At 40.3% G+C, this 24727-nt stretch carries 23 protein-coding genes and 1 tRNA gene; 15 read left to right on the top strand and 9 right to left on the bottom strand.

Annotated elements, in window-relative coordinates:
• The first annotated feature begins 9 nt into the window (after window positions 1-9).
• The 10 genes from BUA60_RS14780 to BUA60_RS14735 all read left to right on the top strand — a co-directional run bounded on the left by BUA60_RS14780 (window position 10) and on the right by BUA60_RS14735 (window position 7636).
• A complete protein-coding gene (locus tag BUA60_RS14780; protein ID WP_072862978.1) occupies window positions 10-375 on the top strand; it encodes a four helix bundle protein in 366 nt (121 codons plus the stop codon).
• A 48-nt stretch (window positions 376-423) separates the two neighbouring features.
• A complete protein-coding gene (gene hemW, locus BUA60_RS14775) occupies window positions 424-1557 on the top strand; it encodes a radical SAM family heme chaperone HemW (protein ID WP_072862976.1) in 1134 nt (377 codons plus the stop codon).
• A 24-nt stretch (window positions 1558-1581) separates the two neighbouring features.
• Window positions 1582-2331: a cyclase family protein gene (locus tag BUA60_RS14770; RefSeq protein ID WP_072862974.1), complete on the top strand. Its 750-nt coding sequence runs from the start codon at window positions 1582-1584 to the stop codon at window positions 2329-2331.
• A gap of 11 nt (window positions 2332-2342) precedes the next feature.
• The gene (locus BUA60_RS14765) at window positions 2343-2702 is read left to right on the top strand and encodes a DUF4260 domain-containing protein (protein ID WP_072862972.1); all 360 of its coding nucleotides are present in this window, start codon (window positions 2343-2345) and stop codon (window positions 2700-2702) included.
• On the top strand, window positions 2695-3318 hold the full coding sequence (locus BUA60_RS14760; RefSeq protein ID WP_072862970.1) for a DUF4230 domain-containing protein: 624 nt from the start codon (window positions 2695-2697) through the stop codon (window positions 3316-3318). The genes BUA60_RS14765 and BUA60_RS14760 overlap by 8 nt, the downstream gene beginning before the upstream one ends.
• Before the next feature lie 112 nt (window positions 3319-3430).
• Window positions 3431-3826: a Dabb family protein gene (locus BUA60_RS14755; RefSeq protein WP_072863235.1), complete on the top strand. Its 396-nt coding sequence runs from the start codon at window positions 3431-3433 to the stop codon at window positions 3824-3826.
• Window positions 3827-3835: 9 nt separating this feature from the next.
• Window positions 3836-4363: a GNAT family N-acetyltransferase gene (locus BUA60_RS14750; RefSeq protein ID WP_072862968.1), complete on the top strand. Its 528-nt coding sequence runs from the start codon at window positions 3836-3838 to the stop codon at window positions 4361-4363.
• A gap of 18 nt (window positions 4364-4381) precedes the next feature.
• Window positions 4382-4741 (top strand): MmcQ/YjbR family DNA-binding protein, encoded by a 360-nt coding sequence (locus BUA60_RS14745; RefSeq protein WP_072862967.1) that lies wholly within the window; start codon window positions 4382-4384, stop codon window positions 4739-4741.
• 34 nt (window positions 4742-4775) lie between these two features.
• The gene (locus BUA60_RS14740) at window positions 4776-6548 is read left to right on the top strand and encodes a MutS-related protein (protein WP_072862965.1); all 1773 of its coding nucleotides are present in this window, start codon (window positions 4776-4778) and stop codon (window positions 6546-6548) included.
• Window positions 6549-6634: 86 nt separating this feature from the next.
• On the top strand, window positions 6635-7636 hold the full coding sequence (locus BUA60_RS14735; protein ID WP_072862963.1) for a metal-dependent hydrolase: 1002 nt from the start codon (window positions 6635-6637) through the stop codon (window positions 7634-7636).
• Window positions 7637-7825: 189 nt separating this feature from the next.
• Here BUA60_RS14735 and BUA60_RS14730 read toward each other — a convergent pair whose 3' ends face one another.
• From BUA60_RS14730 to BUA60_RS14720, 3 genes are all read right to left on the bottom strand, one after another.
• Window positions 7826-8926, bottom strand: a complete 1101-nt coding sequence (locus BUA60_RS14730) for a DUF4407 domain-containing protein (protein WP_072862961.1) — start codon at window positions 8924-8926, stop codon at window positions 7826-7828.
• Window positions 8927-9060: 134 nt separating this feature from the next.
• Window positions 9061-9678, bottom strand: coding sequence for a response regulator (locus BUA60_RS14725; RefSeq protein WP_072862959.1), 618 nt, complete (start codon window positions 9676-9678; stop codon window positions 9061-9063).
• Window positions 9679-11652 (bottom strand): tetratricopeptide repeat-containing sensor histidine kinase, encoded by a 1974-nt coding sequence (locus BUA60_RS14720; RefSeq protein ID WP_072862957.1) that lies wholly within the window; start codon window positions 11650-11652, stop codon window positions 9679-9681.
• Between the two features lie 251 nt (window positions 11653-11903).
• On the opposite strand from BUA60_RS14720, the gene BUA60_RS14715 reads away from it, so the two are divergent.
• Window positions 11904-12878: a hypothetical protein gene (locus BUA60_RS14715; protein WP_072862955.1), complete on the top strand. Its 975-nt coding sequence runs from the start codon at window positions 11904-11906 to the stop codon at window positions 12876-12878.
• Window positions 12879-13475: 597 nt separating this feature from the next.
• Here the strand turns inward: BUA60_RS14715 and BUA60_RS14710 are convergent.
• Entirely contained in the window at window positions 13476-13742 is a 267-nt protein-coding gene (locus BUA60_RS14710; RefSeq protein WP_072862953.1) for a hypothetical protein, read from the bottom strand.
• 387 nt (window positions 13743-14129) lie between these two features.
• On the opposite strand from BUA60_RS14710, the gene BUA60_RS14705 reads away from it, so the two are divergent.
• Window positions 14130-14549, top strand: a complete 420-nt coding sequence (locus BUA60_RS14705) for a CBS domain-containing protein (protein ID WP_072862951.1) — start codon at window positions 14130-14132, stop codon at window positions 14547-14549.
• Window positions 14550-15460: 911 nt separating this feature from the next.
• On the opposite strand, the gene BUA60_RS14700 is transcribed toward BUA60_RS14705, so the two are convergent.
• From BUA60_RS14700 to BUA60_RS14690, 4 genes are all read right to left on the bottom strand, one after another.
• Entirely contained in the window at window positions 15461-17662 is a 2202-nt protein-coding gene (locus tag BUA60_RS14700; RefSeq protein WP_072862949.1) for a M56 family metallopeptidase, read from the bottom strand.
• A 2-nt stretch (window positions 17663-17664) separates the two neighbouring features.
• Window positions 17665-18030, bottom strand: a complete 366-nt coding sequence (locus BUA60_RS14695; RefSeq protein ID WP_072862947.1) for a BlaI/MecI/CopY family transcriptional regulator — start codon at window positions 18028-18030, stop codon at window positions 17665-17667.
• Between the two features lie 432 nt (window positions 18031-18462).
• Window positions 18463-18627, bottom strand: a complete 165-nt coding sequence (locus tag BUA60_RS23055; RefSeq protein WP_178347006.1) for a hypothetical protein — start codon at window positions 18625-18627, stop codon at window positions 18463-18465.
• A 957-nt stretch (window positions 18628-19584) separates the two neighbouring features.
• On the bottom strand, window positions 19585-20973 hold the full coding sequence (locus BUA60_RS14690) for a dipeptidase (protein ID WP_072862945.1): 1389 nt from the start codon (window positions 20971-20973) through the stop codon (window positions 19585-19587).
• A 189-nt stretch (window positions 20974-21162) separates the two neighbouring features.
• Here BUA60_RS14690 and BUA60_RS14685 point away from each other — a divergent pair.
• Window positions 21163-21244 (top strand) — tRNA-Leu (locus tag BUA60_RS14685).
• Window positions 21245-21329: 85 nt separating this feature from the next.
• On the opposite strand, the gene BUA60_RS14680 is transcribed toward BUA60_RS14685, so the two are convergent.
• Entirely contained in the window at window positions 21330-21923 is a 594-nt protein-coding gene (locus BUA60_RS14680) for a DUF6134 family protein (protein ID WP_072862943.1), read from the bottom strand.
• A 452-nt stretch (window positions 21924-22375) separates the two neighbouring features.
• Between BUA60_RS14680 and BUA60_RS14675 the strand changes: the two genes are divergently transcribed.
• Together BUA60_RS14675 and BUA60_RS14670 are read left to right on the top strand one after the other, a co-directional pair.
• The gene (locus tag BUA60_RS14675) at window positions 22376-23053 is read left to right on the top strand and encodes a TetR/AcrR family transcriptional regulator (protein ID WP_072862941.1); all 678 of its coding nucleotides are present in this window, start codon (window positions 22376-22378) and stop codon (window positions 23051-23053) included.
• 1 nt (window position 23054) lies between these two features.
• Window positions 23055-24722, top strand: a complete 1668-nt coding sequence (locus BUA60_RS14670; protein ID WP_072862939.1) for a peptidase domain-containing ABC transporter — start codon at window positions 23055-23057, stop codon at window positions 24720-24722.
• Window positions 24723-24727: the final 5 nt, after the last annotated feature.

The raw sequence follows: 24727 nt of genomic DNA, 5'->3' as shown, positions 1-24727 counted from the left end.
ATACTTTGTATGGGAACAGATAGTAATCCTTTAGCCGATAAGTCCTATGCTTTTGCATTGAAAATTGTAAAATTATATAAAGAAGTTGTTAGGAAGGAAAAGGAGTTTTTGCTATCCAAACAGCTGTTGAGGGCTGGAACCTCAATTGGGGCCAATGTTTCAGAAGCAAATGGGGCTATTTCAAAAGCTGATTTTTCTGCTAAAATCTCAATTGCTTATAAAGAGAGTCTAGAAACTAAATATTGGCTACACCTTTTAAAAGATTCGGATTATATTTCTTCAATTGAAGCAAATAAGTTAATAGCAGAGGCAGATGAACTATCTAAAATTATGTTTTCCATTCTTAAGACTTCAAGGTTAAACAACGGAAAATGATTCATAATTTCCATTGTTTATTGCTAATTGTTAATTGTTCACTGTAAAATGAGCGGCATCTACATACATATTCCTTTTTGCAAGCAGGCCTGTCACTATTGCGATTTTCATTTTTCCACCAATATGGGGAAGAAGGAAGCTATGGTATTGGCGCTGATAAAGGAGTTGGAGCTTAGAAAAGAAGAGTTTAAGGATGAGGTAGTAGAGACCATTTACTTTGGGGGCGGAACGCCATCGGTTTTGAATACGGCCGAAATCGACCAGATAATTGGGGCAGTTTATGGTAATTATACCGTGGTAAGTGCACCCGAAATAACTTTGGAAGCCAATCCAGATGATTTGTCCAAGGAAAAGATATTGGAATTGGCCAATTCACCGATCAACAGGCTGAGTATCGGTATACAATCCTTTTTTGAGGAGGATTTGAAACTGATGAATAGGGCACATAATGCCCAGGAGGCTGAAGCATGTATTGCCATGGCACAGGTTTATTTTGATAATATTTCCATCGATCTTATCTATGGCATTCCTGGAATGACCAATGAAAGATGGATTTCCAACATAGAAAAGGCATTGGACTTTGGTGTGCCCCACATTTCCAGCTATGCCCTTACCGTAGAGCCTAAAACTGCTTTAAAGACATTTATAGACAAAGGACTTGTCCCGCCCGTGGATGATGAATTGGCAGAATCCCATTTCCATATCTTGGTCCAGAAATTATCAGCAGCGGGATTCGTAAACTATGAAATTTCGAATTTCGGGAAACCCGGATATTTCTCCCGCAATAACACCGCGTATTGGCAAGGAAAGAAATACTTGGGGATAGGTCCGTCTGCGCATTCCTATGACCGAATTAGGAGAGGTTGGAATATTAATAACAATGCAAAATATATAAAAGCGATTGCCCAGAACGAGCTGCCCATGGAAACAGAGGTGTTGTCCAAAACAGATAGATACAACGAATATGTCATGACTGGTTTACGGACCATTTGGGGTGTATCCCTAGAGCGAATAAAAACCGAGTTTGGCCAGAAATTTTATGCCTATTTGACGCAACAGGCCCAAAAAAAAATAGAGGACGGATTGCTTTACATAGAGAATGATCGTTTATTGGTCTCGAAAAAAGGCAAATTTTTAAGTGATGGGATTGCAGCCGATTTATTTTTGGTTAACTTGTCCTGAGCACGATTAAGAAGTTCAGCATACATGAAAACCATTATAAAACACAATACTAAAAATTACACTATAGACTTATCCCAACCCTTGGATATTTCCATACCCATTACTGGAAAGAGTACCAATGTAAATGCATGGTATGTAGACCCGCCGAAAATTGAGCCCCATACCGAAGGGGAATTTATTGGGAAGGTAACGGAAGGAGCTTCTACCAATTTTAACGACATTAGTTTTAATCCTCATGCCCATGGCACCCATACGGAATGTATTGGGCATATAACGGAAGAGTTCCATTCCGTAAATAAAAGCCTTTCCAAATTCTTTTTTATGACCGAGGTCATTACCATAGCCCCAGAGAAGATAAAAGGCGATTTTGTAATCTCCAAAAAGCAATTGCAGTATGCCTTGGGCAATAAAAATAGGGAGGCAGTGGTCATACGGACCATCCCTAATCTTAGGGACAAAATGACTAGGCAATATGCCAATACCAATCCCCCATATTTGTTGGAATCGGCAGCACAATTGTTGGTGGATAAAGGAGTGGAGCACTTATTAGTGGATCTTCCTTCCGTGGATAAGGAAAAGGATGACGGAGCCCTCTTGGCACATAAAACTTTTTGGAATTACGACGGAAAACGGCGTTTGCAAGCAACGATAACCGAGTTTGTTTTTGTGGCAAATTCCATTAAGGATGGAAAGTACTTTTTGAATCTTCAACTTGCTTCATTTGAAAATGATGCCAGTCCCAGTAGGCCTGTTTTATATTTAATAGAAGAATAATAATTAGCGGTATGCGGGTACTTTTAAAAAGTGAGGAATTACTAATGTTCTGTCTGGGTTTGTATCTCTTTAGTTTGTTGGATTATAGCTGGTGGTGGTTTGTTGGGCTAATTTTGGCACCAGATATAGGGATGCTTGGCTATCTTATGGGAAATAGGATTGGTGCCATAGGATATAATACATTTCATCATAAAGGCTTGGCCATCGCTATTTATTTTCTCGGTATTTATCTTTCATTACCTTTGTGTCAGTTAATAGGGATTATCCTTTTTTCCCATGCTTCCATGGACAGGATATTTGGTTATGGACTTAAATATAACAAGGGGTTTAAATACACCCATTTAGGAGAAATAGGTAAGGCAAATGAGTGATATATTGGAACTTTTTTTGGGTCTTATTCTCGGGGCCATTGCAATGTACTGGGTGTTTTCCTTTTTTCGAAAAAAAAGGAGTAAAGAGCTAACGGAACACCAGTCGACCATTCTATTGGATAAGATAAAAAGCGTTTGTAAATTAATCACCGTAGAAGGTGATTTTGCTGAAATTTATCGGTACGAAAACACCAAAGAACGTTTTCTTAGTTTGGTAAGCAGCAAAAAGAAAGCTTTGATCATCATAAACGCCAAGGCACACATTGGTTTTGATCTAAAGAAGTTGCAAATGTATGCCGATAACGATAATAAAAGAATTATCCTTACCAATTTTCCGCAACCTGAAATTTTGTCCATTTCTCCGGAACTACAGTTTTACGATATACAAAACGGACTTTTCAACTCCTTTACCCCAACTGACCTTACTTCCTTGAATATGGAGGCAAAGCAACACATAAGGGATAAAATCCCCCAAAGCGGTTTAATGGATACCGCAAATAAAGAGGCTTTGGAAGCTGTACTTTTAATCGAAAAGATTGTGGAGACCATAGGGTGGAAACTGGACTATTCCGCTCTGGAAATGAACAACAGAAAAAAGGAATTGTTGGGGAAATAATTTCCTTTTTTGCGTAATCCCGATTTGGAATCAATTTTATTTATTTTAGCGAAATGATGGTATGGTAATTATAACGCATACTTTTGGTAGGAATTTGAAAATAGCATTGATTATGAAAACTTTATTTTATACTATATTATTTTTAACAATGACCATAGCTAGTTATGGTCAAAACGAAGAACATATGAAGAACTTTGATTCCAATTTTGTACACACCGTTTTTTTTTGGTTGAAGAATCCAGACAGCGTTGAGGATAGGAAGGCTTTTGAGACGTCCATCCTAAAATTTATGAGGGATTCCAAGTACGCCAAGACCAACTTTGTAGGCGTACCGCCAAAGGCCACCCGAGACGTTGTGGATGGTTCCTTTACTTATTCCTTGGTGGTTTCCTTTGAATCTGCAGATGCACAGGCAAAATATCAGACCGAAGAAGCCCATAACCTATTTGTAGCGGAATCCAGTAGTTTATGGACCAAGGTAATAGTGTACGATTCCCTAGGAATTTAATCATTTGTTATGTTGACGTATAGGCAGGCCAAGGCCGGTGATTATTTGGAAATCGCCAAATTGCACGTAAAAAATTGGCAACAGCATTACAGAGGTGATTTTAGTGATCATTTTTTGGATGTGGAAGCTGCATTGGAGAGAGAAGAGGTTTGGAAAGATAGACTAAGAAATCCCTCTCCTAATCAAGTCGTTTTGGTAGCTGAACAGGATGGGGAAATCTGCGGATTTGCCTGTGCCTTTCTTGAGGATGATGCCGAACACGGTACCTTATTGGACAATTTGCATGTATTGATGACGGTCAAGGGAAAGGGAATTGGCAGACATCTGATGGGCATGGTGGCCCAAGAAGCACTGAAGAAGAATCCCAAAGGAAAATTGTATTTATGGGTGCTAAAGAACAATACCAGCGCTATGGCCTTTTATGAGCGTTTGGGAGGAGTTAATTTTGAAACCGTGGTGGGAAATGACATCGGTGATCAGGAGGTGCTTAAATGTAGGGTGACATGGGGTAGTTTAAAAGAACTGGCCCGCTTGTGATTCAATAGAATCGATACTATGAATATAGAGGAATTTAGGGAGCATTGTATCAATAAGAAGGGAGTTACGGAAGAATTTCCATTTGATGCCGCTACCTTGGTATTCAAGGTAATGGGGAAAATGTTTGCCCTAGTACCTCTGGAAAGGATACCTTCCCAGGCCAATTTAAAATGTGATCCGGAAAGGGCCATTGAATTGAGGGAAACATACGATGGAAAAATTACAGCTGGGTACCATATGAGCAAAGTACATTGGAATACCCTTTATCTAGAGACCTTGGCGCCTACCTTGGTCAAGGAATTGATAGACCATTCCTATGAACTGGTAGTTGCCGGTCTAACAAAAAAGTTACAGGCCCAACTTAAGGCTTTGGATTAACTACATTTGCATAAATTACATTTCAAATTCCTAGATGGATAACCTAAAAACATTTTATAAACACAGAGTTGATCTGCATAGCGGATTGTTGGGGAAGGTAAAAAGACAACTGGCCTTGTCCAGTACCATTAGATTAATCGTTTTTATTGTCGCGGCCAGCTTGACCTACCTTTTTTTTGGGGATACCAAATTGGTCTTGGGAACAGTCATAGTTACCATAGGCCTGTTTTTGTTTTTGGTTTCCAAACATACGGACTTACAGTACAGGAGGGACAAACTTTTGGCCCTAATCAAAATAAATGAAACCGAACTTAAGGTGTTGGAACGTAATTTTCACCACCTTCCAGATGGCTCGGAATATAAGGATCCCACCCATTTTTTTGCCCAGGACATTGACCTGTTCGGAAAAGGTTCTTTCTATCAGTATAGTAATCGTACCGCCTTGCTCCAGGGTAGCGATTTGTTGGCAGAGATGCTATTGTCCAATAATTTGGCCAATATTGCCGGCAAGCAGAAGGCTGTGGTAGAATTATCCAAATTACCCGATTGGAGACAGGAATTTTCTGCAATAGCTATTCTGGTAAAAACGGATACCACCACCAAAACCATAGTTTCATGGCTTTCTGGCTATAAGGCATACGTTCCCAGGGCTATGCGTTTTGTATCCTACGCTTTTTCATTGGTTTCCCTGATTTTAATTGGAGGATATCTTATGGGGTTATTACCCGGCTTCCCTATTTTCATAATTCTATTGGCGGGTTTATTGTTGAGTGGTTTTTACCTAAAAAGTACTTCTAAACTGGCTTCGGATGCCAATAGGGTACAAAGCACTTTTCAACAATATCAAAAATTGATTCTAAAAATTGAGGAACAGGAATTTACCTCCGATCTTTTGCGGGAAAAGAGGAATTTTGTGGTTTCACAGAAAGAATTGGCCTCAAAAATTTTAAAGGAATTTTCTGAAATTCTCGCTGCCTTGGACCAAAGGAACAATATGTTTTTTGCCTTGTTGGGCAACGGATTTTTTCTTTGGGATTTGTTACAGGCGTATAGGATAGAACGGTGGATAGGTCAGCACGGGCCAAAAGTGGAACAGTGGTTTAACGCCATAGCCTTTTTTGACGCCTTTAATAGTTTGGGAAATTTTGCCCATAATCACCCCAACTATAGCTATCCAAAGCTAGTGGAAAATGAGGTTATCCTGAAATCGGTAAAGGCATCACATCCTTTGTTGGATCCTAAAAAAGCGGTTCCTAATGATATAACGATTCTTAAGGAGCAGTTTTTTATTGTCACCGGAGCCAATATGGCCGGAAAAAGTACCTTTTTAAGAACGGTATCCCTGCAAATTGTTATGGCCAATATTGGACTTCCTTTATGTGCAACTGCAGCAGAGTATTCGCCGATAAAATTAATTACCAGCATGCGGACTACCGATTCCCTCACGGATGATGAATCTTATTTCTTTTCGGAATTGAAGCGGTTGAAGTTTATCGTGGATGAAATACAGAACGACAAATATTTTATTGTTTTGGATGAAATCCTAAAAGGGACCAACAGCATGGATAAGGCCATTGGCTCTCGGAAGTTTGTTGAAAAGTTGGTGACTTCAAAATCTACCGGAATCATTGCTACGCACGATTTAAGTTTATGTGAAGTTTCAGAAGAGTTGCCCCAGGTTAAGAATTATTATTTTGATGCCGAAATCATTAATAATGAACTTAATTTCGATTACACCTTTAAAACAGGGGTCTGTAAAAATATGAACGCCTCCTTTTTGTTGAAAAAGATGGAAATAGTGGAATAATCCACATGGGAGGATTGATGGGGGCGAGGATATTTCCTTAACCTTCCTAATTAATACTGGCTGAGGCTTTTTGAATAAAAACAACCATGGATTCGCTAACACAAATAGTATTGGGAGCCGCAGTGGGAGAAGCGGTTTTAGGTAAGAAAGTAGGCAATAAGGCCATGCTTTACGGTGCTATTGCTGGGACCATACCGGACTTGGATGTTTTGGCCAATTATGTTACTGATACTGTTACCGCTATAGAATGGCATAGAGGGTTTACCCATTCTATCTTTTTTTCTATAATTTTTGCCCCCATCTTCGGTTGGCTTATATTTAAATTGGAAAGGAGGGGGCCTGCCACCTGGAAGGAATGGTCTTTATTGATGTTCTGGGGACTTTTTACCCATCCTATTTTGGATGCCTTTACTACTTGGGGAACCCAACTTTTTTGGCCTTTTGATCTTAGGGTAGCTTTTCAGAATATTTTCGTTATTGATCCTCTGTACACCCTACCCTTTTTAATCTTCCTTATTCTTGCTATGCGCCAGAAGCGCAATATAGACTTGCGGTGGCGTTATAATATGTGGGGATTGACCATAAGTAGTTTGTATTTGGGACTTAGTTTGGTGCTCAAAGGAGTGGCCTATAAAAAAATCACCAATAGTTTGGACACACAGGGCATATCTTATTTGGAAATAGACACTAGACCCTCTCCATTTAATACTGTTCTTTGGTCTGCCAATGTGGATACCGGGGATGCCTATCTCATTGGCAACTACTCTTTTTTCGATAATAAGCCTGTTCAATTTAGTAGGTATCCTAAAAACCATGAATTGTTGGGTGGCTTGGCCCAAAGTGATAAGATTCAACGGCTGAAAAAAATTACTGAAGGTTGGTATACTATTAATGAGGTAAACGGACAATTGTTTTTTAATGACCTACGATTTGGATTGATGAGTTTGGATCCCAACGAGCAGCAATTTGCCTTTAATTATAAGTTGGTTCCCATGGATGGGGAGCTGTTGGTTGAAGAAAGTCCAAAATTAAAAAGGGATGCTAAAAAGCTCCTTTTGGCCCTTTGGGCGCGCATGTGGGGAAACTAACGAGGGATTGCCCTTGACCTCGGGGATGCATCTCTTGTGTTAGCCGACAGGTTGGTAGGTTGCCATTCATTTTTTGGTTTTACAGAAATCATGCAATTACTGTCTTAAAGGGGTTCATTGCGCTCAACCGGACGGTCATAGTGATTATGGCCTCAATGTACTGTAGATTTAGGCATGAGTTTAATAATTCTATAAGCTCTTTACTTGCACCTCATGAAAGGCATTGGCCTGTAACTTCAACAATTCCTCAGCCTTTTGTTTTTTGTATTTGTAGATTTCCTCTTCTTCGGCAATTTCACTGTATATCTTTTGGTTTAGTAAGGTGTCCGTTTCCAGCACTTTTTCACGTTGCCCAACCTTTTGGGTAACCCAGGTCCTTACGGCACTTTCTTGGTCCTCCAGCTTATAATCGTAGGCCGCTTTTGGAGATAGTAATTTTGCAATTATGGGTGATGTTTCTATGGCTAGGAACAAAAGAAAAATAAAAAAAGATGGCAACCATGGCAATTTATCCAGGGCATTTATTCTAGCCATGAGTCCGTCGAAACCATCAATAATGGGTTGAGTTGTAGTTATTTGATCTGCATATTCTATATCCAAGGCAACGATCTGTGCTTCCAAGGCGGATATTTTTTCGGCGTTCGTTTGTTTTAGGGCCTGCAGTTCGGCCAAGGCGGCATCGTGTTTGTCCCTTTTTTCCTTGTATACGGGCCCCTTGCCCAATAATTTGGTGCCTGCGGTGCCTTCTGCCTCGGAGATATAGGTGTCGTAAAGGGCATTTGTTTCGGCCTCCTTATTCGTTATTTCATCTTTTAGGCTCCGAATATCGGCCTTCAGTTGTTCGGTTTTAGGGGTATATTGTGTGGCAATTTGCTCTTTATTAGCAAGCGTCATCGTATTTTTTTCCTCAAGGAGTACCTGATTGATCTCTTTTTCAAAAATTTTCATTTCCAAAGGTTTGGAAATGACGATGGCGATAATAGTGGCTAATATTATTCGTGGTGTTGCGTGTAATAATTCGCTCTTTAAACTATTGCTCTTTTTTATGGTAGACACAATAAATCGGTCAAGATTAAAAATGAGAAGCCCCCAAATAAGGCCGAAAAATATGGAGGTGTAGATATTGTCGAAGACAGTAAATAGGGCATAGGCGCTAGCTATAAATGCCATAACTGCCGTAAAGAAGACGGTAGCACCAATTCCGGCGTATTTATTTTGTTCTCCCTTGGAGCAAGTTTTGAGAATTTCCGTATCTGCTCCAGAGCAGAGTATAAAGAATTGCTGTAACATAGTGTTCTGATTTTGATTGATGTTCTAATTGACTGTTAGAACGTAGAAACCTATGATTTGTTACAGTAAATTATCATAAAAAAGGGGCTTAATTTTAAAGCTTTTCAACATTGCGGCATAGAGGATGCCCCTGCTTAAATAAATTCCAGATGGGTAGCCATACGTATCAAGGTGGCGGTATTTTTAGCTTCGAATTTTGCCAATAAGTTCTTTCTGTGGGTGTCTACGGTGGTGATGCTTATAAAAAGTTTGGTCGCGATCTGGTTATTGGTAAGACCTTCAGAAATAAGTGACAACACCTCCTTTTCGCGCCTTGTAATGATGGGTATTTTCGAACCCACATTTTTTTTAACGATCAAAGCTGCTTCCTCACTTAGATATTTTTGGCCGTCCATAACGGTTTCAATGGCATCCAATAATTCTTCCTTGGTTGCATTCTTTAGCACATAGCCTGAAGCCCCATTATCCATAATTTTGTTGATGTAGCTCTGTTGGTTGTAGGAACTTAGGCCTATAATCCCAATTTTGGGATATTTGGCTTTTATTTCCTTGCACAGTTCTATTCCACTTACGTCCGGGAGGTTTATGTCCAATAAAATAATATGTGGTTGGTGTGTTTGAAGGAATGCCATGCAGGATGTTGCATTCATGGCATGTCCCATCCACTCCAATCCCTTTCCATGTTGTAGTAGGGACCTTATGCCTTCTATGATCATATAATGATCATCAACTATAAATATTCTTGTTGTCATTTAAACATTAAATTCTATATGTACAGATGTGCCTTTGCTATATTCCGAGTCCACGTTTAAATTTCCTTTTAGAAATTCAACCCTATGTAGAATGTTGGTCCAGCCCATGCCTTGTGATTTTTTTAATATTAGCGTATCGAATCCTTCCCCATCGTCTTCTACGGTAATGGTTAGTTGATGTTCCGTTTTGGTGATTTGTACAATAACGGTTTCGGCCTTTGCGTGTTTTAAGGTGTTGTTGATGAGTTCCTGTACAATTCTATAGATGGTAATGGCTACGGTCTGGTTTATGGACGCATTTGCCAATCCTAAGGATAGATAATCGATCTGTACTGCCCCTGTCTTGTTTATGTGGTTGCAAAAATCTTTTAGGGCGGTGTCTAGGCCAAACTTTAGTAAAGATTCCGGCATCATGTTATGGGCTACCCTGCGCATTTCTTTAATGGAACTATCCAACATGTCCATGCTGCGTTCAAATACTTGCTGGTTATCAGTGGTCATTATCATATTTCCTTTAATAGATTCAAAGGAATATTTGATTCCCGAAAGCATTCCCCCCAAACCGTCATGTAGGTCTTTGGCCAACCTTGTTCTTTCCTGTTCCTCCCCTTTTAATACTGCCGCGGTTGCCGCAAGTTGTTTTTCTGTTTCAAGTTCGTTGATCCTATTGGTCTGTAGTTTCTGTTTATGACGGTAATTTCTATAGGAAATATAGCTTGTGAGCAAAATGACCATAATTATTCCGAACAGAAGATAATTCAAGCTGTTTTTCTGGCTAATGGATAGTTCTTGGATCTTTTTATTGTTTTCCAAATTTGATATCATGGTCTCCTTTTTTTCTGATTCAAATTTGGCTTCCAATAGACTTATGTTCAATTTACTTTTTTCACCGACCACAGAATCGTTTAGGGTTTCATATTTTTTGCGGTATTCCAGTGCATCCATATATCTCTGGGCCTTTTCGGCCATTTCCGATGCCTTTAGGTAAAGGTCCTTTAGTTCATATTTTGTACCCAGTTTTTCTGCCAATGTTATGCCCGAAAGAATGGAAGCTTCACACTCATCGTTCTGGCCAGTGTTTTTGTATAGGTCGGAGAGGCCCATGTAGGCGTACATTTCATATTCAGGCGCGTCCTTTTCTTTAGATAGTGAGATTACCTTGCCGTAATAATTTAAGGCTTCACCGTAGTTGTGCCTTGCATTGTAAACGTCTGCCGTACCCAGCCAACCGTCCAAAATAAGAATGTAATCATCGGTTCTTTCCCCAATTTGGATTATTTGTGAATAGTGCTTTAGGGCATTGTCATAATCCTTTAAATACAGTTCCGCCGTTGCGATATTGAACATGGACGATGAAATGGCATAGTCGTTTTTGAGAATATGGGCTAATTCCAGTGATTTAATGGCATAGGTCTTGCCTTTTTTGAATTCTTTGAGATTGATAAAAATAGAGGCCAGATTGTTGTTGATGATCCGCTGCAATCTTATGTCCTCCATTTCTTCGGCAATTTTCAGGGCCATAAGATAGTTGTCCGTGGCCAATTGAAAATCTGATAGATAGTGCCATTCACTACCAATATTGATCAGGGTTACCGCTATGTCTTTCTTGCTTCCAATGGTTTGGTATATGGCAAGTGCTTCCTTACACAAGGCCAGTGCTTCTTTAAATTTGCCTTGGGCATTTAGGATTTCTATGGCATGACTGGCATAGGCAGCCCTACCTCTGTCATATTTAGTTGCTATTGAATGCTTTTTGGCCAAGTTATAGTACCAGAGGGCAGAGTCTGGGTATTTATTTGCCAGCTCCTCGCCATACTGGTAATATAGGTTGATTAGAACCGTGTCGTTGGGAGTTGTTTTTATTTGTTGGCCTATACTATCCAGTTTGGAAATTTGACCAAAGGCAAATTGGATTATAGCCAAATGCGGCAACCACCAAACAACTGATTTAGGCAGAGAGTTGAAAGCATACATGACGTACAATTTGCTCCTTTAAAGGTACGCATAGCTCCGATACAATATATCCCTTTTTTCCATGATTTTTAATGGGAATAAAATCCTGTTTTTAGGGGATTGTACAAGTGGTTAATTAGGTGGAATTTTAGAGTATGTAATAGTTAATTACATAAAAGTATCTGTGGAATGGACAATATGTATAATTATTGCCTATTCCTTTTAAAGCATTAGGGGGTTTTTAATTAAGTTCAACTATAAATCTTATTGGAATGAAAACAAAACATGTAATGTTAGTGGCCATACTAGGGCTACTTGGAATATCGGCCTATAAAATAGGAGAGGATATAATTGCCAAATTGGGTATGGACCACGCCAACGCCCAAAACTATATAATGGCCAATTTTACAGGAGGTTTTGGCGCAAATTATGAGGTTGAGCCAAACTTTATGAGTCTTCCCAGATTAAAGTTGCTCGCTACTATTGTGGAAGGGGACAAGGTAGGGGCGGCCAAAGAACTATGCGAATACATTAAGATGTATTGCAATAGTGAAGAGTTTTTGGCCGTGTACCGGAAGAAAAGGGCCGATAGTAAACCAGGTGCCGAGCCACCTAGAATGGATGAAGCAGTTTTAAAGGGAATGAGGGATATGATCAAGGATTTAGAGGTGCAATTGGCCGATTTTAAGAAGGCACCTAAGGAGAATGCCCAGACTATAGCCCTTTACGAGCCCATGTTGCAGGAGCAAAAAGCCACTTTGGCCATCTATGAAGATCCAACCCCCAACAAAACGAAATGGGAAAAAAACTATCCTGAAGATCCTGCAGTCTTGGTTAAAGATAAATTGGAACAATATCTTAGCTTAGTGGCAACCGTAGATTTTAATGCCAAATTAACCGCCCCTGATAATTATAAAATTAGAAAGTTCGTCAATCCGGAATACGAGAGTAAATCGCCCCAATGGAAAGCTTGTTATAGAGCTGGTAAGGAGGTGAGTACGGCAGTTACAACTTTTGTAAAAGCCTGGCTTCAGGGGGAGATTATTTCGTCCACAAAAACTAAAATGCCCGGGGCATCGGTAGAGGGTAATAAAAACAACAATACTGTGGCTAAAGCTAGTCCATCCTTGGTCGTGGACGATGGTAATGATGCCCAGGAACAAAATACGACCGCACCGGAGAATGCACCCAAAAAATCACTTATGGCCAGAGTGAAGTCCAAGGCAAAATCGATTATTAACGAATAAGGGTAATTCGGCTGCATCCTTTTTATTTCATCTCGGCCCGAATCCTGCAAGGTTTTTTAAACCTTGTAGGTTTAAGGGCTTGCTTCCAATCCTACGAGGTTTGCCTAACCTTGTAGGTATAGTGTAAGGGTTTGATAGCTTAATGGGTATTCCGTTTAGTCTTGTTTTCAATCCTGCAAGGTTTATTTTGAATCTTTTAGGTATCTCCTTTGAGTGATGGTTTTAGTCCTACAAGGTTTTGGAAACCTTGCAGGACTGCTATGTCATGGACAGGAAATGGGAGCTCCTTCCCCATGTAGGGGAAGGTGGCATCCCGATCTTATTGTTGGGATGGCGGAAGGGGTAGGGCACACCCTTGTGTTATTGTGATGTGGCTATTGGTGCAATCCCTATTGTTAATGGCTTTCCACCTGCCCCGTCTTCTTTCCCGACCCGCTGTCGGTAAAGAAACTTTTGGCTTTGTGTCTGCCTGTGCCTTATCCTGCAAGGTTTATTTTGAACTTTGTAGGTATGGAGTAAGAGCATTTTAATTTATCAGGAAGTCTTGGTTAGCTAGTTGCTTGAGTCCTACAAGGTTTTTGAAACCTTGCAGGACTGCTATGTCATGGACAGGAAATAGGAGTGCCTTCCCCATGTAGGGGAAGGTGTCATCCCGACCTTGTTGTCGGGATGGCGGAAGGGGTAGGGAGCATCCTTGGACTGTTGTGATGTGGCTATTGGTGCAATATTTATCTTTATGGGTTTTCTACCCGCCCCGTCTTCTTTCCCGACTCGCTGTCGGTAAAGAAACTTTTGGCTTTGTGTCTGCCTGTCCCTAATCCTGCAAGGTTTATTTTGAACCTTGTAGGTATGGAATAAGAGCATTTTAATTTATCAGGAAGTCTTGGTTAGCTAGGTGCTTGAGTCCTGCGAGGTTTTTTTAACCTTGTAGGTGTGGTGTAAGGACGCGAATGTTTATCTGTTTTCCGTTTAGGTTTGTTTCCAATCCAGCAAGGTTTCCAAAGCCTAGTGGGGATCAATCTTATCTTAGGGCTTTCGTCCTGCAAGTTTTTATGACCCTAATTATTACTGGATCTTTGTTTAGGCTGACTTATATCATGTTTTAAGTTAGGAATGTTGGCGACCTTTAGTGTGTTGGTTTAAACGGGCAAAACGGACCTTTTGGTTTTACGACGAGTTCCTGCCATCGGAGTATTGGTGCTCCGATTTTAAACCGGCCAAATATTAAGCAATTTCAAAATATAAATAAGTATGAAAAAAAGAGAGCCAGTATCAAAAATTATGACAACGGATTTAGTTACAATAAATCACACTAATAGCCTATTGGATGCTGAAAAATTGTTCGAAAAGCATAAGATTCGCCATATCCCAGTTGTAAGCAATAAAAAAATTATTGGAATATTAAGTTTAACGGATTTATTGCGAATCAGTTTTGTGGATACATATGGAGAGGATGATTCCCAGGTGGACACAGCAGTTTACAATATGTTGAGCATAGAACAGGTAATGGTGAAAGATCCAGTACATATTGCCCCCTCATTGACCATTAAAGAGGTAGCGGAGATTTTGGCCAAAAAGGAATTTCATGCTTTGCCAGTGGTTGAGAATGGAGACTTGGTAGGGATTGTTACTACTACCGATTTGTTGAATTACTTATTGGAACAATATTAGTATAAGTATAGTTTGGAGCCAAGAGACCTTAATTCTTATTCTTAGGACATTTGGGTCTCTTGGCTTTTTTGTGTCCTGTCCCTAATGCTGCAAGGTTTATTTTGAACAATTTAGGTATCTCAGTTGGGTGATGGTTTTAGTCCTACAAGGTTTTGAAAACCTTGCAGGACTGCTTTGTGATGGCTAGGACATGGGAGCTCCTTCCCCATGTAGGGGAAGGTGGAAGGGGTAGGGCGCATCCTTGGACTGCTGTTATGTGGCTATTGGTGCAAACCTTGATAGTTACAGGCTTTCTACCCGCCCCGTCTTCTTTCCCGACACGCTGTCGGTAAAGAATCCACCCCACCCCGTCCAGGGTGGGGAGCCACTTTTTTAACTTTTTATCGGCTTGTTTCTAATCCTGCAAGGTTTATTTTGAACCATTTAGGTATCTCCCTTGGGTGATGGTTTTAGTCCTACAAGGTTTTGGAAACCTTGCAGGACTAGCCAACGGTGTGTAGGGGAAGGTGGCATCCCGACCATTTTGTCGGGATGGCGGAAGGGGTAGAGCACATCCTTGAGCTATTGTGATGTGGCTATAGGTGCAATCCCCATTGCTAAGGGATTTCCACCCGCCCCGTCTTCTTTCACGACCCGCTGTCGGTAAAGAATCCACCCCTCCCTGTCCAGGGTGGGGAGCCACTTTTTTAACTTTTTATCGGCCTGCTACTAATCCTGCAAGGTTTGCATAACCTTGTAGGTATGGTGTTAGGAAATGATTGCTTGTCAGGTTTTTTCCCGTTTAGGCTTGCTTCCAATCCTGCAAGGCTTATTTGGAACCTTCTAGGTATCTCAGTTAGGGGTTGGTTATAGTCCTACAAGGTTTTTAAAACCTTGCAGGACTGCTTTAAGTTTTGTTTGGATTGCGAACATCAACAACCGCCCAGTCTCACGATGGGGTAATCGCTTACATCAATGCTAGGATCTTCACTCTTTCGAACCAATTCCATTGCTTCAGTCGTCTTATATTGATGGGGGCCTATATAAAAGGTCGCTCCATTTTCGGCCAATTCCTTTATATAAATCACTGGATTGGGGTTAGGCTGAGGTGGCGGCTGAGGTACGGTGTGCAATTTTCCATAATATACGGAAGGCTCCGTTATAGCCTTTAGTTTTTGATCGGTGCTAGTTTGAGAAGTTGGTGCTGTAATATTATCTTCTTCCTTATTTAGTGTGGAATCTGGATTTCCAAACTCTCCCTTAGGGTCAGAATATAAAGGGACCGGATGCACATAAACATTTTCCTCCAAAGCAATATTTTTATATGCCGAGTATAATTTCATAACTTCATAATAGGTTTTTTTCAGTTCATCAATACTGCCCTTGTGCTCGTAATGGTAATTGGAGACTTCAGCCCTATAGATTTTAGCTTTTTTTAAATAGCTTTCCATGGCATTTTTTACTTTTTTGGAATAATTTTCGGTAGAGCGATGGTATGCTATGGTTGGAGGAGGCGGTGGGAAATCGGAGCTAACAACGGGTACTATTTTCGCTTTCGACACCACTTTTCTTGAGATATGATTATCGTTTCCTAACGCTTCTTCATGGTCAACTTTTGTTTCTGTCTTTGGCGGTGTTGGAACAGGTGGAATAGGACTTGGTTCACCTTTTTTTATGGTTGGAACCATCTTTGGGGCAGGAGCAGGATCAGGGGCTGGTGGAACTGGTGGGCATTCTGGAAAGGGCAGAGCCTGCTGTTTTTGCTTATTGCTCATACGACCGTAAATAGTTTCTAATGTCTTTAGGTCCTTCAATGGAATAACCCTTGTTTCTTGGGGTTGAGCATTGTATTTTTTGGCAAGGATGTTGAATTCCTTTATTTCGGTTTTGGTGGCCCCGACTTGATTTGGGGATATTGTTGGTCCTTTAATATCTATGGTGGCAACACCATAGTCCATTAAAATGGCATCTACTTGTTTAATGATATTGGCCGGAGTTTCTTTCTCTACACTAATAACGGCCCTAACGCTTTGCTCCCTTTGTTCTTTTGTTAGGCCTTGGTTGTATTTAAGTAGGTGCGATTTTAAGTCTTCGATTTTAACCAAATCAACATTGACCAACAACTGTCCTTTTTTATTAATGGCTATAGAAATTTCTTGTGTTGGAATATTTTGATTTCTTGAATCATTAATTTTTTCCTGTTCTATATCCTCTATTATTGTTTCTTTTTGGTAGTGCTGCTCAATAGTAACGGTCTCGATTTCTTGAATTTCAAGAACCTCTTTGGTGCTAAAACTGTAGAGTAGGAGGGCCATTAATGGGATTAACAATAAACCTTTAAGCCAAATGGCTCTTTTTGATGTTTGTGTTTTCATGATGACGATTCGTTTTTTGATTGATGAATAATGAATGGCGTTTGCCAAAGGGGATGTTACGGCATTTGATGAGAATGCCAATACCAAGTTTTGATAGTTGGGAACACTAGTCCCTCTTTTTAAAACGGCCTGGTCCGCCAAAAATTCGTGATTCAGTTTTACCAAATGCTTTGCCCAGTAAATCAATGGGTGAAACCAGAAGACAATTTGAATCAGCTCCAACAGTAAGATATCCAAACTGTGTTTTTGTAATGCATGGGTTTCCTCATGCCAAAAAACTTCTTGCGGAATTTTCTGGGATTCGTAATTGGTTCTGTTAAAAAAAATATAGCTTAAAAAAGTGTGCGGAGCAATCAGTTCTTGAAGTAGTACATGATGGATACGTCCCGATTTCAGTTTGGGATTATGCTTAATATTTTTGATCAACGCCCTGAGGTTCCCAAAGAACTTTAGTGCGAAAATGAATACCCCTAAAACGTAAATGCACCATAGAATAATGGGTAATAATGGCTCGTTGTTGGTTTTGTTTTCTATGGGATTACTACTGGTTTGGTCAATGTACGTTTCAATCAGGGACGGCCCTAAGGTTACGGTAACATATTGGGTAAAGGTGATTAAGGGAATACTTAGGGAAATGAGAAATGCAGAAAGCAGATAATATCTTTTAATATGATGAATATGGACCTTCTCCAGCGCTAACTTGTAAAATAGCAGGAGTATGGCCAAACACGCACTAAATTTTAAAAGATAGATCCACATGATTATTTGTTTTTAATTTCGGTATCGATCAAGTTTCTTAATTCTTCCAGTTCTTCCTTGCTCAAATCGGTTTCTTGGGCAAAGAAGGAAGCAAACTGGGAAGCACTATCGTTAAAAAAAGTTTTTATGAGTCCGTCCAAGTGTTTGGAGAAATAGTCTTTTTTCTTTACCAAAGGGTAGTATTGTCTAGCGTTGCCAAGCAAGTTATATCCAACAAAGCCTTTGTCCGTCATTCGCTTTAATAAGGTAGCCACGGTAGTGGTGGCCGGTTTGGGTTCCGGATAGACCTCCAACAGATCCTTCATAAAAGCTTTGTTGAGCTTCCAGAGGTGGTTCATTAATTCTTCTTCTGTTTTTGATAGTTTCATTCGTAAAATGATTATTTGCTCTACAAACATAGAGCAAATATTTTAATTCTACAAGTGTAGAGGTGTTTTTCTTGCTGGGAGGAATAATTATTAATTTCCGGTTGAGTAAATAGTTTGGCCAGGCCAAATGGCTTAGGGATTGACCCAAGAGATTGTTTTTTGTAAATTCATTTTACGTTCACTATTGCAGCGGCATCCTTTTTTGGCCTTACTCCTGCAAGGTTTCCAAAACCTTCTAGGTATGTTGTCTGGTCATCATTGCTTATCTGGTTTTCCGGTGTAGGCTTGGTTCTAATCCTGCAAGGTTTTTTAACCTTGTAGGTATGTGGTAAGAGCGTTTTTATTTGTCTGGAAGTTTTGCTAGGCTAAGTGCTTGAGTCCTACAAGGTTTTCGAAACCTTGCAGGACTGCCATGCAATTGATAGGACATGGTTACGGGTGGTGTGCATCAATGGGTTGTTGCGATGTGGCAATTGGAGCAATCTCTGCTTTTACGGTCTTTCTACCCGCCCCGTCTCTTTTCCCGACCCGCTGTCGGTAAAGAATCCACCCCTCCCTGTACAGGGTGGAGAGCATTATATTGCAAAAACTGGGCATCAACGTTAATTAATTTTGCGTTAGCTATTGTAGCGGCATCCTTTTTTGGCCTTACTCCTGCAAGGTTTGCATAACCTTGTAGGTATGGTGTTAGGTAATGATTGCTTATCAGGTTTTTTCCCGTTTAGGTTTGCTTCTAATCCTGCAAGGTTTTTTTTAACCTTGTAGGTATGTAGTAAGAGCGTTTTAATTTGTCTGGAAGTCTTGTTAAGCTAGGTGCTTGAGTCCTACAAGGTTTTCGAAACCTTGCAGGACTGCCATGCGATTGATAGGACATGGTTACGGGTGGTGTGCATCCTTTGACTGTTGCGATGTGGCAATTGGAGCAATCTCTGCTTTTACGGTCTTTCTACCCGCCCCGTCTTCTTTCCCGGCCCGCTGTCGGTAAAGAATCCACCCCTCCCTGTCCAGGGTGTGGAGCCACTTTTTTTAACTTTTTATCGGTCTGTTTCTCATCCTGCAAGGTTTTTTTAACCTTGTAGGTATGTAGTAAGAGCGTTTTAATTTGTCTGGAAGTTTTACTAGGCTAAGTGCTTGAGTCCTACAAGGTTTTGAAAACCTCGCAGGACTACCCAATGGTGTGCAGGGGAAGGTGGCATCCCGACTTTTTTTGTCGTGGCTATTGGTGCAATCCCTATTGCTAAGGGCTTTCTACCCGCCCCGTCTTCTTTGCCGACTCGCTGTCAGTAAAGAATCCACCCCTCCCTGTACAGGGCGGGGAGCATTATATTGCAAAAACTGGGCATCAACGTTAATTGATTTTGCGTTAGCTTTTGCAGCGGCATCCTTTTTTGGCCTTACTCCTGCAAGGTTTCGAAAACCTTGTAGGTATCTCAGTTGGACGATGGTTTTAGTCCTACAAGGTTTTCGAAACCTTGCAGGACATGATAGCTGCCAAAAAAGATATAGCGGAAAGAGCGGCCCGTGAGGGCAACGCCCAGCTAAGAATAATCTAGCTTATTTTGATAATTCCGTAAAGTATTGATAGAAATAGGGAATGGTCTCTATGCCCTTTAGGTAGTTCCAAACGCCAAAATGCTCGTTGGGAGAATGAATGGCATCGCTGTCCAGCCCAAAGCCCATAAGGATGGTCTTGCTTTTCAATTCTTGTTCGAAAAGCGAAACAATGGGGATACTGCCACCACTACGCTGAGGTATTGGGGTCTTGCCAAAGGTGGTTTCATAGGCTTTTGAAGCCGCCTTATAGGCGTTGTTGTCTATAGGTGTTACATAACCTTGGCCACCATGGTGTGGGGTGACTTTGACCGTAACTCCCTCCGGTGCCAGACTTTCGAAATGGGTCTTGAACAGATTTGTTATTTCTTTCCAATCCTGATTAGGAACCAGTCGCATGGAGATTTTGGCATAGGCCTTACTGGCAATAACCGTTTTTGCTCCGGCACCTATATATCCGCCCCAAATTCCGTTAACGTCCAAAGTGGGTCTAATGGAGTTGCGCTCGTTGGTGGTATAGCCTTTTTCTCCATAAACGGCCTTTATATCCAAGGCTTTTTTGTAGTTCTCCAGGCTAAAAGGGGCCTTGGCCATTTCCGCCCGTTCTTCTTTGGAGAGTTCTTCTACCTTGTCATAGAACCCAGGGATGGTAATGTGGTTGTTTTCGTCATGTAGCGCGGCAATCATTTTGGCCAATACGTTGATAGGGTTGGCTACTGCGCCGCCATACAAGCCGGAATGCAGGTCTCTATTGGGTCCTGTTACTTCAACTTCCACATAACTTAATCCCCTTAGCCCCGTAGTTATGGAAGGCACATTGTTGGCAATCATGCCGGTGTCCGAAATTAGGATAATGTCGTTAGCCAATTTTTCTTTGTTTTCGGCCACGAAAGTTCCCAAATTTTCACTGCCTACTTCCTCTTCCCCTTCTATCATAAATTTTACATTGCAGGGCAATTGGTTAGTTTTCACCATGAACTCCAGAGCCTTTACATGCATATACATTTGTCCCTTGTCATCGCAGGCGCCCCTAGCAAAGATGGCCCCTTCGGGGTGGATATCGGTGGATTTTATTATGGGCTCAAAAGGAGGCGAGTTCCAAAGGTCTATGGGATCTGCGGGTTGAACGTCATAATGCCCGTAAACCAAAACGGTGGGCAATTCCGGATTTATTATTTTTTCACCGTAGACGATAGGGTATCCATTGGTTTCACATATTTCTGCGGTATCGCAACCGGCCTCCAACAATGAGGCCTTAACGGCTTCGGAAGCATTGATGACATCCTGGGAATACGCTGGGTCGGCGCTCACTGAGGGTATCTTTAGGAGGTGTATCAACTCATTGATAAAACGTTCTTTGTTCTTGACTAGGTACTCCGAAATGTCTTGCATGTTTTGGTTTAATTGAAGGCTAAATTTACAAAAAAGAACTTTTTATTGGCTAAGTATTTTAAAATTGAAAAATTACTTTATATTTGCATCCCGATAATAATCGGGTTAAATGTAGGCATGCTGGTCCCGATAGCTATCGGGAGGTAGCCAACTAGGGTTGAATCTAGTGCCTCATGTAAATATTGAAATGCAGGCGTGGTGGAATTGGTAGACACGCTAGACTTAGGATCTAGTGCCGTGAGGTGTGAGAGTTCGAGTCTCTCCGCCTGTACTTAGTAGAAAGCTCTTCAGAAATGAGGAGCTTTTTTTGTTTATAAGTTTCGACAAGTAGAAAATACTATAACCATAATGATAATCTAATCCCTTGCAACCATTTCAAAATTTATAATACCGCCATCGATAACGGCTTTTTTTAAAATTCCATTATTGTAATAATAGGTATTCTCCTTTCCCTGTGAATTAATTTTTTTATAAGTGTGGTTTCCAAGGGACACAATATGATTTATGCTCCCATCCTGTTCGGAATAACAACGATCTATGTCTACAGGTTCTTGAAAATACAATAGAATAGTGGTGTAGGCAATGGGTTCAACAATGGTATTTTCCTCATTGCTGTTTTTGGTTATTTGATAATACCCATCTTTCCATAGTGTAATTGTTTCGGAATGTGGCTTGTCATTCACTGTAATTTGGACATTGGCTTTTTTTAGCAGCATATCATTAAAGCTTACATCATAATTATAATCTACCTCAAAGTCTTTGATGAGTCTGGTTTTTATGACCGCTGAACTTTGATAATAGGTTGTTGAATCTTTGGTGTTTTGACTCACTTTTAAAACACCTACTATTTTGTCCTTTAGAACGATATCAAAATATTTCGATGTGTTGGGAACAGTGGATTTTGTTGCAATAAAAACCAGAAGTCCAATCAATATAGGCAGACGTATCATGTTAATGTATTTCCTATGTTTAGTGCAAAATAAAGTATTTAAATGCTGAACTTACCAATCACAGGTCATCTTTGGGGTAATAATTTATGTAGCTTTTTATGGGAGATGTGAACAATAGGGTTATGAACCTGTATTTACGTTGTACTGGCTAATAGTATTTCCCCTCCAAGGTGTTGCACCAATCCCTGCCAAACCGTTGAGTAAATACGATGACTTTAAAGTATAAAATAATGGTGCCATGTGCATGTAGATCTCAAAATTGAGGATACCCTACATTACCTATATCCATAGGTCTATTGTAAATTTTGATAAATGTTTACAATGCTTGATTAGTATGGTGAATTCGATATCTCAGACTAATTAAAAAAAAAGTATTACTATTGTTAAACAGTTGTTAAACTATTACACATTGATAGTATTACTATTATATTTGCGAGCATTAAATTTTTGGTATGGAGCGTCTATTTGGTTCGGTGACAATTAAAATAAACGATAAGATCTATGTTAAGGATCCACAATCTTCAGACTTGGGGAAACGGATTATTGAGCAAAGTATTTTAATGATAAACGATATTGGTTTTGAGGGGTTTACCTTTAAAAAGTTGGGTAATCAAATTGGTTCCAATGAAAGCTCAATATACCGATACTTTGAGAACAAGCACAAATTGCTGTTATACCTTACCTCCTGGTATTGGGGTTGGTTGGAATATCAATTGGTCTTTGCAACAAATAGTATTGCCGATTCTTCCGAAAAATTAAAAAAGGCTATAGAAATTGTTACGCGGCCTACAGTAGAGGATTCCGCTTTCTCCTACATTAATGAAGTTTTGTTGAACAATATTGTAATCAACGAATACTCAAAATCATATTTGACCAAAGAAATAGATTCCGAGAACAAGGAAGGCTATTTTGTAATTTATAAAAGAATGATTGAGCGCTTTAACGAAATGATATCTGCGGTAGATTCCGAATATAAGTATCCCTCCAGTTTGGCAAGTACTATTCTGGAAGGTTCCCTTCACCAGTATTTTTTAAAGGATCATTTTCCAACGCTAACGGACTGTCATGAAAAAGGGGATGCTACCAAATATTTCACAGATCTGGTTTTTCACACTTTAAGGACAAAATAAGATGGCTAAAAACGTATTGACCGCATGGCAGCGGCTACTGGGTCTGCTAAAACTTGATAAAAGGGATGTGTTGCAGACCTTTTATTATGCCATTTTTGCAGGGCTCGTTAATCTTTCTTTGCCCTTGGGTATACAGGCTATTATTAATCTCATCCAAAGTGCCGAGATCAGTACTTCATGGATAGTTTTAGTGGTGCTGGTAACGGGTGGAGTAGCCTTTGGAGGCATATTACAATTAATGCAGATCCGTATCATAGAGAATGTTCAGCAGAAGATATTTACCAGGGCATCGTTCGAATTTACGTACCGTTTTCCTAAAATAAAGATGAGCGAACTCCACAATTACTATCCGCCGGAACTGGCCAATAGGTTTTTTGACACCCTGAATGTTCAAAAGGGCTTGGCAAAGATTTTGTTGGATTTTCCCGCGGCTGTTCTACAGATTGTATTTGGGTTGATACTCTTGTCTTTTTATCACCCGTTTTTTATCGTGTACGGAATTTTATTATTACTGCTTATTTACGTGGTCTTCAAATTTACCGCCCAAAAAGGGATGGATACCAGTCTTGAAGAATCTAAGCGAAAATATAAGGTGGCCCACTGGATACAGGAAGTTGCCCGCTCTTTGATAAGCTTTAAATTATCTGGCAGGACCAGCCTGGCATTGGACAAGAACGATGCCCTGGTATTGGATTATTTGGAGGCACGTGAAAGTCATTTTCGTATTCTGGTCATACAGTTTATACAGATGATTGGGTTCAAGGTACTGGTAACAGCAGGTCTGTTACTGATCGGGGGGCTATTGGTGCTTAATCAGGAGATGAATATTGGGCAGTTCGTAGCTGCAGAGATTATCATTCTCTTGGTCATTAGTTCCGTGGAGAAATTGACCCGAAGTTTGGAAACATTTTACGACCTTTTTACATCACTGGAAAAACTGGGGCAGGTAGTGGATAAGGATTTGGAAGAGCAGCAAGGAGAAAGACCCTTACATGAAGAGGATGATTTTTATGTGGAGTTGGACAGAGTGTCCTTTGGCGCATCAAAAATAGGTAGGAATATATTGGACGATGTATCCTTAAAAATAGCTCCCAAAACCCGTTTATTGGTTTTAGGGGCCAACGGTTCCGGCAAGTCGACCTTGTTGCGTCTAATTGCAGGCCTGATACAGCCCGATGATGGTAATATTTACGTCAACAACGTATCCCTAAAAGGCATAAATCCAAATCACTACCGTTCTTTTTTGGGGCAATCCCTAACCGAGGAGAAACCTTTTGAGGGTACCATTTTGGATAATATCACTTTTGGCGATAAGAGCATAAGCGAAAAGGATGTGCAATGGGCCATGGAAAATACGGGATTGCTGCAATATGTAAAAGAACAGCCGAAGGGGATCAATAGCATGGTATACCCTGAGGGACAACAGATGCCATTTACAGTTTCTAAAAAAATTGTCCTGGCACGGAGTATCGTAAGGAAACCAAAACTATTATTATTAAAGGATCCCTTAATTCAATTTGATGAGGTTGAAGCTATTAAGATTATAAACTTCTTAACGGACGATAAAAATCCTTGGTCCTTGATAGTGGTAAGCCAGGACCCCAAATGGTTGAACCGATTCCAAAACATAATAACCTTGGAAAACGGTAAGGTCGTTTCTAAAATTTAAGAATT

This window comes from Arenibacter palladensis (assembly GCF_900129275.1).
GTDB classification, from domain to species: Bacteria; Bacteroidota; Bacteroidia; order Flavobacteriales; family Flavobacteriaceae; genus Arenibacter; species Arenibacter palladensis.
The sequence above is the reverse complement of the archived record's forward strand: the minus strand, read 5'-3'. Positions and strand labels throughout refer to the sequence as shown.

Bases quoted from the DNA above. Each gene is read 5' to 3' on its own strand.
- BUA60_RS14755 (WP_072863235.1), top strand. From the start codon at position 3,431: ATGAAAACTTTATTTTATACTATATTATTTTTAACAATGACCATAGCT.
- BUA60_RS14725 (WP_072862959.1), bottom strand. From the start codon at position 9,678: ATGACAACAAGAATATTTATAGTTGATGATCATTATATGATCATAGAA.
- BUA60_RS14700 (WP_072862949.1), bottom strand. From the start codon at position 17,662: ATGTGGATCTATCTTTTAAAATTTAGTGCGTGTTTGGCCATACTCCTG.
- BUA60_RS14720 (WP_072862957.1), bottom strand. From the start codon at position 11,652: ATGTATGCTTTCAACTCTCTGCCTAAATCAGTTGTTTGGTGGTTGCCG.
- BUA60_RS14675 (WP_072862941.1), top strand. From the start codon at position 22,376: ATGGAGCGTCTATTTGGTTCGGTGACAATTAAAATAAACGATAAGATC.
- BUA60_RS14740 (WP_072862965.1), top strand. From the start codon at position 4,776: ATGGATAACCTAAAAACATTTTATAAACACAGAGTTGATCTGCATAGC.
- BUA60_RS23055 (WP_178347006.1), bottom strand. From the start codon at position 18,627: ATGCCCAGTTTTTGCAATATAATGCTCTCCACCCTGTACAGGGAGGGG.
- BUA60_RS14735 (WP_072862963.1), top strand. From the start codon at position 6,635: ATGGATTCGCTAACACAAATAGTATTGGGAGCCGCAGTGGGAGAAGCG.
- BUA60_RS14750 (WP_072862968.1), top strand. From the start codon at position 3,836: ATGTTGACGTATAGGCAGGCCAAGGCCGGTGATTATTTGGAAATCGCC.
- BUA60_RS14780 (WP_072862978.1), top strand. From the start codon at position 10: ATGGGAACAGATAGTAATCCTTTAGCCGATAAGTCCTATGCTTTTGCA.
- BUA60_RS14745 (WP_072862967.1), top strand. From the start codon at position 4,382: ATGAATATAGAGGAATTTAGGGAGCATTGTATCAATAAGAAGGGAGTT.
- BUA60_RS14710 (WP_072862953.1), bottom strand. From the start codon at position 13,742: ATGCTCTTATTCCATACCTACAAGGTTCAAAATAAACCTTGCAGGATT.
- BUA60_RS14705 (WP_072862951.1), top strand. From the start codon at position 14,130: ATGAAAAAAAGAGAGCCAGTATCAAAAATTATGACAACGGATTTAGTT.
- BUA60_RS14690 (WP_072862945.1), bottom strand. From the start codon at position 20,973: ATGCAAGACATTTCGGAGTACCTAGTCAAGAACAAAGAACGTTTTATC.
- BUA60_RS14760 (WP_072862970.1), top strand. From the start codon at position 2,695: ATGAGTGATATATTGGAACTTTTTTTGGGTCTTATTCTCGGGGCCATT.
- BUA60_RS14695 (WP_072862947.1), bottom strand. From the start codon at position 18,030: ATGAAACTATCAAAAACAGAAGAAGAATTAATGAACCACCTCTGGAAG.
- BUA60_RS14770 (WP_072862974.1), top strand. From the start codon at position 1,582: ATGAAAACCATTATAAAACACAATACTAAAAATTACACTATAGACTTA.
- BUA60_RS14715 (WP_072862955.1), top strand. From the start codon at position 11,904: ATGAAAACAAAACATGTAATGTTAGTGGCCATACTAGGGCTACTTGGA.
- BUA60_RS14670 (WP_072862939.1), top strand. From the start codon at position 23,055: ATGGCTAAAAACGTATTGACCGCATGGCAGCGGCTACTGGGTCTGCTA.
- BUA60_RS14680 (WP_072862943.1), bottom strand. From the start codon at position 21,923: ATGATACGTCTGCCTATATTGATTGGACTTCTGGTTTTTATTGCAACA.
- BUA60_RS14730 (WP_072862961.1), bottom strand. From the start codon at position 8,926: ATGTTACAGCAATTCTTTATACTCTGCTCTGGAGCAGATACGGAAATT.
- hemW (WP_072862976.1), top strand. From the start codon at position 424: ATGAGCGGCATCTACATACATATTCCTTTTTGCAAGCAGGCCTGTCAC.
- BUA60_RS14765 (WP_072862972.1), top strand. From the start codon at position 2,343: ATGCGGGTACTTTTAAAAAGTGAGGAATTACTAATGTTCTGTCTGGGT.